This is a genomic window from Janibacter melonis (genome assembly GCF_020567375.1).
Classification (GTDB): Bacteria; Actinomycetota; Actinomycetes; order Actinomycetales; family Dermatophilaceae; genus Marihabitans; species Marihabitans melonis.
Window position 1 is genome coordinate 900,483 of sequence record NZ_JAJBZM010000003.1, and the last position, 7,408, is coordinate 907,890.

The following is a 7,408-nucleotide window of genomic DNA, read 5'->3' on the forward strand; positions in this document are numbered from 1 at the left end:
GAGATCTCAGCCGGCCGGTCCGCGTCGCGGCGGCCCACCTCGATCATGACCCACCGGGGGGCTGTGCGCTCAGCGGGCGTCCACGCTCAGCGCCGGCTCGAGCTCGGCCTGGCACCGGGGGCACAGGCCCCAGTAGATGACCTCGGCCTCGTCGATGGCGAAGCCGTTGTCGTCGGCGGCGTCGAGGCAGGGGGCGGAGCCCGTCGCGCAGTCGACGTCGACCATCGTCGCGCAGGAGCGGCAGACGAGGTGGTGGTGGTTGTCGCCGAGCTCGATCTCGTAGCGGGCCGGGTGCCCGGCCGGCTCGAAACGGCGCACGAGGCCGGCGCGGGCGAGAGCGGCGAGGACGTCGTAGACGGCCTGGGTGCTCACCGAGCCGAGCACCTCGCGGGTCGAGGTCGTGATGACGTCGACCGTCGCGTGGGGTGTCGCGGCAAGCACCGTGAGGACCGCGACCCGCGGCGCGGTCACCCGCAGCGACCGCGCACGCAGCATCTGCGCGGCGTCGTCGGGGGACAGGGTGGGGTGCATCCGTCCAGAGTCCCGCATGATCTGGAACCAGTCAAGTTTAGGGCGCCCGGCGGGGCGTCGGCCGGGGAGTCGTCCCCATGGGCCAGCGGCGGGGGTGCCCCTACGCTGACCCGGGACGAGCAGGCCGTGCGCGAGAGACGGGGGAAGCCGATGACGGTGACGCAGGGGCAGGACCCGGAGCGGGTCGAGCAGGTGGGGGTGGCGCTGTCGGCGCTGGCCGACCGGGTCGACGTCGTCGCGCAGACGGGCACCTCGGGGATAGCGGTCCTCGGGCAGTCGTGGTCGGGCCCCGACGTCGAGTCCTTCGGGCAGCAGTGGCAGGGCGCCCACCGCTCGCTGGGCGACGCGTCGGCGATGCTGCGCCTCGTCTCGGAGCGGGCCCGGCAGCAGGCGGCCGACCAGCGCGCGGCGAGCGGCGAAGGGGGCGGCGGCGCGCCCGGGACGGGCGGCACCGGGCCGGTCCGCACGAGCACCGATCCCGGTGGGGGTCGCCGCGGCCCCTTGCCCAGCGCCGAGGACGTCGAGATCCCCTATCCCGACGACGGGCGCCCGTGGGTGCCGCAGGGCTTCGGCTACAGCGAGGAGGAGGGCGCCTACGTCTGGGCCTTCTACGACCACGACAACCCCGAGCAGGGGCTCCTCGCGATCCAGACCGAGGACGGCCAGACGCGCTACGTGCCCGTCGAGGGCAACGACCACTACGGCGGCCTGGCCGTCAACGGGGACAACGTCTACGTCTCCGGCAACGGCGAGGAGGGCAGCGACGGCTCGTACGTCCAGCGCTACTCGCTCGACACCCTGCTCGCGGCCGGCGGTGACGACACCTCCGCCGACCCGACCGCCCCGGTCGAGACGGTGCGGGTGCCGACGGGCTCGACGCTCACCGTCGCCGACGGGCGGCTCGTCGTGGCCGAGTACCTCAACCGCGGCGACGCGGACGGCGACACCCCGACGGTCTACGAGTACGAGCTCGGACCGGACGGAGAGCTGCCGACCCCGGCGTACTCGCCCGGCCCGCCGAGCACCTGGATGCCCGAGCCGGTCCACACCTTCGAGGCCCCGTACAACATCCAGGGGCTCGTCAGCGACGGCGAGCACTACTACTTCACGCAGTCCCGTGGCCCGGACGACCCGTCGAACCTCGTGCAGGTCGACCCGGTGACGGGGGAGCAGACCGTCGTCCGCGACGACCTCAGCCCGCTGTCGCAGGGGCTCGTCATCCGCGACGGGCAGCTCGTCATCAGCAACGAGTCCGACGCCGAGCCCTACCGCCAGGACGTGCTCGACTCCGACAACCCCTTCCTGCCCAACGGCCTCGAGAACCCCGTGAAGCCCGACGGGACCCTCCAGGAGGTCGAGCTCGACGACTGAGGGGGCGCACCCCTTCGCCCGTCGTCAGGCACCGTCCCGCCGCAGGATCTGCGCGGCCGCCTCGCGCATCTCGACCTTGCGCACCTTGCCGGTGACGGTCATCGGGAAGTCGTCGACGACGTGGACGAAGCGCGGGATCTTGTAGTGGGCGAGGCGGCCGGTGCAGAAGTCGCGCAGCGACTGCGCGGTCATCGGCTCGGCGCCCTCACGCAGACGCACCCAGGCCATGAGCTCCTCGCCGTAGCGATCGTCGGGGACCCCGATGACCTGGGCGTCGAGGACGTCGGGGTGGGTGTAGAGGAACTCCTCGATCTCGCGGGGGTAGATGTTCTCGCCCCCACGGATGACGACGTCCTTGATCCGCCCGGTGATCCGCACGAAGCCCTCGTCGTCCATGACCGCGAGGTCGCCCGTGTGCATCCACCCGTCGCGGATCGCCTCGGCGCTCTTCTGCGGCTCGCGCCAGTAGCCGAGCATCACGGAGTACCCCTTCGTGCACAGCTCGCCGGGTTCGCCGCGGGGCACCGTCTCGCCGGTGGTCGGGTCGACCACCTTGACCTCGAGGTGAGGTCCGACGCGCCCGACGGTGCCGACCTTGGCCTCGAAGGGGTCGTCCGGGCTCGTCTGCGTCGAGACCGGCGAGGTCTCGGTCATGCCGTAGCAGATCGTCATGTCGCTGATCCCGGCGTCGAGGACCTGGCGCATGAGCTCGGCGGGGCAGGGGGAGCCGGCCATGATCCCCGTGCGCAGGGTGGACAGGTCGTAGCTCTCGCGGTCCGGCAGGGCCCACTCGGCGATGAACATCGTCGGCACCCCGTACAGGCTCGTGCACCGCTCGGCCGCCACGGCGGCGAGCGTGAGGGCGGGGTCGAAGGCGGGGGCGGGGATGACCATGCAGGCCCCGTGCGAGGTGGCCGCGAGGTTACCCATGACCATGCCGAAGCAGTGGTAGAAGGGCACGGGGATGCAGATCCGGTCCTCGTGCGTGTAGCGGCAGCCCTCGCCGACGAACCACCCGTTGCCCAGGATGTTGCGGTGGGAGAGGGTCGCCCCCTTCGGGAAGCCCGTCGTGCCCGACGTGTACTGGATGTTGATCGGGTCGTCCGGGGCGAGCCCCTCGCCGACCCGGGCGAGCTCGTCGGCGTCAACGGACCGCGCGCCGGCCACGAGGGCGTCCCACGACGGCGTGCCGATGACGACGACCTCGCGCAGCTCCGGCAGCTCGTCGCGCACCTCGGCCACCATCTGCGGGTAGTCGCTGCCCTTGAAGGACTGCGTGCAGACGAGCACGCTCGTGCCGGCCTGGGCGAGGACGTACTGCAGCTCGTGGGTGCGGTAGGCGGGGTTGACGGTGACGAGGACGGCGCCGATCTTCGCCGTCGCGTACTGGGTGAGGGTCCACTCGGCGCAGCTCGGGGCCCAGATGCCGACGCGGTCACCCGGCCGCACGCCCATGGCGAGGAAGCCGCGGGCCAGCTCGTCGACGTCGCGGCGCAGCTGGGCGTAGGTCCAGCGCCGCCCGCTCGCCATCTCCACGAGCGCGTCCCGGTCTGCGTGCGCCGCGACCGTCGCGTCGAGGTCGGCGCCGATCGTGCGCTCGGGCATCGGCAGGTCGGTGCGTCCCACGGCGTGGCTGGGCTCGGGCACGGGGTGACTCCTTCGTCGGTCGGGCAGGTCGGCCCGGCTGCGTCGTCGGGCCCTGGCCATCGTCACCCCTGCCGCCCGCGAGCGCGAGCGAAACCGCGGTGAGATCTCCCGCGGGCATTACCTAGACTCTCAGGCGTGTCCGGACCCAACACCAGCTACGACCCCGTCGAGGTGGCCGCGCTCGCGCCCGCCGCCGTCGAGGAGGCCGTCGACGCCGCCCTCGCCGCGATCGCCGCCGCGAGCTCCCTCGAGGAGCTCAAGGCCGTGCGCCCCGCCCACCAGGGGGACAAGAGCCCGCTGGCCCTGGCCAATCGAGAGATCGGCGCCCTGCCCCCGAGCGCCAAGGCCGAGGCCGGCAAGCGCGTCGGGCAGGCCCGCGGCCGGGTGGCCCAGGCCCTCACGGCCCGCCAGGGAGAGCTCGAGGCCGAGCGCGACGAGCGGATCCTGCGCGAGGAGACCCTCGACGTCACCCAGCGCGCGGCCCGCCGCCCGCTCGGGCGCCGGCACCCCATCGAGCTGATGTCCGAGCGCATCGCCGACCTCTTCGTCGGCATGGGCTGGGAGATCGCCGAGGGTCCGGAGGTCGAGGCCGAGTGGTTCAACTTCGACGCGCTGAACTTCGACGCCGACCACCCCGCGCGCCAGATGCAGGACACCTTCTACCTCGAGCCCGCCGACGCCGGTCTCGTCCTGCGCACCCACACCTCACCGGTCCAGGCGCGCTCGCTCATCGAGCGCGGCGTGCCGCTCTACGTCGCCGCGATCGGCCGCGTCTTCCGCACCGACGAGCTCGACGCGACGCACATGCCGGCCTTCCACCAGGTCGAGGGCATCGCCGTCGACGAGGGGCTGACGATGGCGCACCTCAAGGGCACGCTCGACCGGCTCGCGACCTCGCTCTTCGGCGAGGGCATCACGACGCGGCTGCGCCCCTCGTACTTCCCCTTCACCGAGCCGAGCGCCGAGATGGACCTGCGCTGCTTCGTGTGCCGCGGCGAGGACCCCGACTGCCGTACGTGCAAGGGCACGGGCTGGATCGAGTGGGGCGGCTGCGGGATGGTCAACCGCAACGTCCTCACGGCGAGCGGGGTCGACCCCGACCGGTACACCGGCTTCGCCTTCGGGATGGGCATCGACCGGGCGCTGATGTTCCGGACCGGGGTGTCCGACATGCGCGACATGATCGAGGGTGACGTGCGATTCGACGCCCAGTTCGGGATGGAGATCTGATGCGGGTACCCGTCGACTGGCTCGGCGAGCACGTCACCCTGCCCGACGGGGTGAGCGGCCTCGACGTGGCCGCCGCCCTCGTGCAGGTCGGGCTCGAGGAAGAAGGCCTGCACACCGGTGACGTCACCGGCCCGCTCGTCGTGGGCCGGGTGCTCACCCGCGAGCCGGAGGAGCAGAAGAACGGCAAGACGATCAACTGGTGCACGGTCGACGTCGGCGACGCCAACGGCACCGGTGAGCCCCAGGGCATCGTCTGCGGCGCGCACAACTTCGACGCGGGCGACCTCGTCGTCGTCATCCTCCCCGGCGGGGTGCTGCCCGGCGGTTTCGAGATCTCGGCGCGCAAGACCTACGGGCACGTGAGCGCCGGGATGATCTGCTCGGTCGCCGAGCTCGGCATCGGCGAGGACCACGACGGGATCCTCGTGCTCACCGACCGTCCCGACGCCTCCTCGCTGCAGCCCGGCCAGGACGCGATCCCGCTCCTCGGCCTCGACCGCGAGACCGTCGAGATCAACGTCACCCCGGACCGCGGCTACTGCTTCGCCGTGCGCGGCGTCGCCCGCGAGTACGCCCACTCGACGGGCGCCCCCTTCGTCGACCCGGCCCTCGCGCTCGCCGAGCGCGCCCCGGCGGCCGGCGCCGGCGGCTACCCCGTCGAGCTGCGCGACGACTCCCCGGTGCGCGGCCGTCCCGGCTGCGACCGCTACGTCGCCCGCGTCGTGCGCGGCATCGACGTCTCCGCGCCCACGCCGGACTGGATGGCGACGCGGCTCACCGAGGCGGGCATGCGTCCGATCTCGCTGCCCGTCGACGTGACGAACTACGTCATGCTCGACCTCGGCCAGCCGCTGCACGCCTTCGACGTCGCGACCCTCGACGGGCCGGTCGTCGTGCGCCGCGCCCGCGACGGCGAGCGGCTCACGACCCTCGACGACGTCGAGCGCGCCCTCAGCCCGCAGGACCTGCTCGTCACCGAGGGGGGCGAGCGCGTGCTCGCCATCGCCGGTGTCATGGGCGGCCAGGACAGCGAGGTCGGTCCGTCGACGACGGACGTCCTGCTCGAGGCGGCCCACTTCGACGCGGTGTCGGTCGCCCGGACCGCCCGCCGTCACCGGCTGCCCTCGGAGGCGTCGCGCCGCTTCGAGCGCGGCGTCGACCCGCAGCTCGCCGCCGCTGCCGCCCAGATGGCCGTCGAGCTGCTCGTCGAGCACGGGGGCGGCACGGCCGACCCCGGTGTCACCGACGTCGGCGAGCCGCTGCGCCCCGAGCCGGTGCGCATGGCCGCCGACCTGCCCGGCCGCGTCGTCGGCGTGCCCTACGACGGCCCGACCGTCGAGCGCCGCCTGCGCGAGATCGGCTGCGAGGTGAGCACCGAGGACGAGACGTACGTCGTCGTCCCGCCGACCTGGCGACCCGACCTCACGACGGGGGAGGACCTCGTCGAGGAGGTCGCCCGGCTCGAGGGCTACGAGGCCATCCCGTCCGTGGTCCCGACCGCGCCGGGCGGCCGCGGGCTGACCCACGGCCAGGGCGTGCGCCGTCTGCTCGCGACCGTGCTCGCGGCGCAGGGTCTCTCCGAGGTGTGGAACCCGCCCTTCGTCGGCGACGCCCAGCACGAGGCCCTCGGGCTCGACGCAGCGGCCGAGCGCGAGCGCACCCTCGTCGTCGCCAACCCGCTCTCCGACGAGCAGCCGCTCATGCGCACCCGCGTGCTCACGACGCTCGTCGAGTCGCTGCGCCGCAACCTCGCCCGCGGGGCGAAGGACGTCGCGCTCTTCGAGACCGGGCTCGTCGTGCAGCGCGAGGGCGAGCAGCAGCCCGCGCCGACCGCCGACGTCGGCGTGCACCCGGACGCCGAGACGCTCGCGGCGATCCGCGCGGCCGTCCCCGCCCAGCCCCGGCACCTCGCCCTCGTCCTCGCCGGCGACCGCGACCGCGCCGGCTGGTGGGGTGCGGGTCGTCGTGCCGACCTCGCCGACGTCGTCGAGCTCGTCACCCAGCTCGGCGAGGCGCTCGCGCTGCGCCTGACGCTCGAGGCCGACGACGTCATGCCCTACCACCCCGGTCGCTGCGCCCGGGTGACCACGGCCGACGGCGTCCTCGTCGGCCACCTCGGCGAGCTGCACCCGAAGGTCGTCGCCGCGCTCGGCCTCCCGGAGCGCACGGTGGCCGCCGAGATCGACGTCGACGTCCTCGTCGACGCCAGCGGCGTGCCCGTGCAGGCGCGCACGCTGTCGGGCTACCCGGCCGCCCGCACGGACGTCGCCCTCGTCGTCGCCGAGGACGTCGCGGCATCCGGGGTCGAGCTCGCCCTGCGCTCCGGCGCCGGGGACGCGCTCGAGTCGGTGGCCCTCTTCGACGTCTACCGCGGCGACCAGCTCGACGCGGGCCGCAAGTCGCTCGCCTACCGGCTGACCTTCCGCGCGCCGGACCGCACGCTGACGACCGACGAGGTGAGCGCGCTGCGCGACCGCGCGGTCGCCGCGGCGGGCCGGGCCACCGGCGCCGTCCAGCGCTGACGCGTCGCGCGCCCCGGGGGCCCCCCCCCGGCGCGCGGGGGGGGGCCCCCCCCGGGTGCCGAACGACGAGCGCTAGCGTCTATGAAAACAACGCGGTGGCCGCCGCC

Annotated in this window: 5 protein-coding genes; 3 read left to right on the forward strand and 2 right to left on the reverse strand. The window is 73.8% G+C overall.

Features of this window, described 5'->3' with window-relative positions; genetic code table 11:
• Positions 1–69: 69 nt before the first annotated feature.
• Entirely contained in the window at positions 70–531 is a 462-nt protein-coding gene (locus tag LIV55_RS16445; RefSeq protein ID WP_191681072.1) for a Fur family transcriptional regulator, read from the reverse strand.
• 150 nt (positions 532–681) lie between these two features.
• Here LIV55_RS16445 and LIV55_RS16450 point away from each other — a divergent pair, with 150 nt between their 5' ends.
• Positions 682–1,902 (forward strand): WXG100 family type VII secretion target, encoded by a 1,221-nt coding sequence (locus tag LIV55_RS16450; RefSeq protein ID WP_229300951.1) that lies wholly within the window; start codon positions 682–684, stop codon positions 1,900–1,902.
• Between the two features lie 24 nt (positions 1,903–1,926).
• Here LIV55_RS16450 and LIV55_RS16455 read toward each other — a convergent pair whose 3' ends face one another.
• Positions 1,927–3,507: an AMP-binding protein gene (locus LIV55_RS16455; RefSeq protein ID WP_229301020.1), complete on the reverse strand. Its 1,581-nt coding sequence runs from the start codon at positions 3,505–3,507 to the stop codon at positions 1,927–1,929.
• 177 nt (positions 3,508–3,684) lie between these two features.
• On the opposite strand from LIV55_RS16455, the gene pheS reads away from it, so the two are divergent.
• Both pheS and pheT read left to right on the forward strand, forming a co-directional pair.
• Positions 3,685–4,779 carry a phenylalanine--tRNA ligase subunit alpha gene (gene pheS, locus LIV55_RS16460; protein ID WP_123090781.1) on the forward strand — a complete coding sequence of 365 codons (1,095 nt, stop codon included), beginning with the start codon at positions 3,685–3,687 and terminating at the stop codon, positions 4,777–4,779.
• The gene (gene pheT / locus LIV55_RS16465; protein ID WP_229300952.1) at positions 4,779–7,301 is read left to right on the forward strand and encodes a phenylalanine--tRNA ligase subunit beta; all 2,523 of its coding nucleotides are present in this window, start codon (positions 4,779–4,781) and stop codon (positions 7,299–7,301) included. The genes pheS and pheT overlap by 1 nt, the downstream gene beginning before the upstream one ends.
• Positions 7,302–7,408: the final 107 nt, after the last annotated feature.

What these genes read in the sequence shown, in the direction of transcription:
- LIV55_RS16445 (WP_191681072.1), bottom strand. Translation starts at nt 531, where the DNA reads ATGCACCCCACCCTGTCCCCCGACGACGCCGCGCAGATGCTGCGTGCG.
- pheT (WP_229300952.1), top strand. Translation starts at nt 4,779, where the DNA reads ATGCGGGTACCCGTCGACTGGCTCGGCGAGCACGTCACCCTGCCCGAC.
- LIV55_RS16450 (WP_229300951.1), top strand. Translation starts at nt 682, where the DNA reads ATGACGGTGACGCAGGGGCAGGACCCGGAGCGGGTCGAGCAGGTGGGG.
- LIV55_RS16455 (WP_229301020.1), bottom strand. Translation starts at nt 3,507, where the DNA reads ATGCCCGAGCGCACGATCGGCGCCGACCTCGACGCGACGGTCGCGGCG.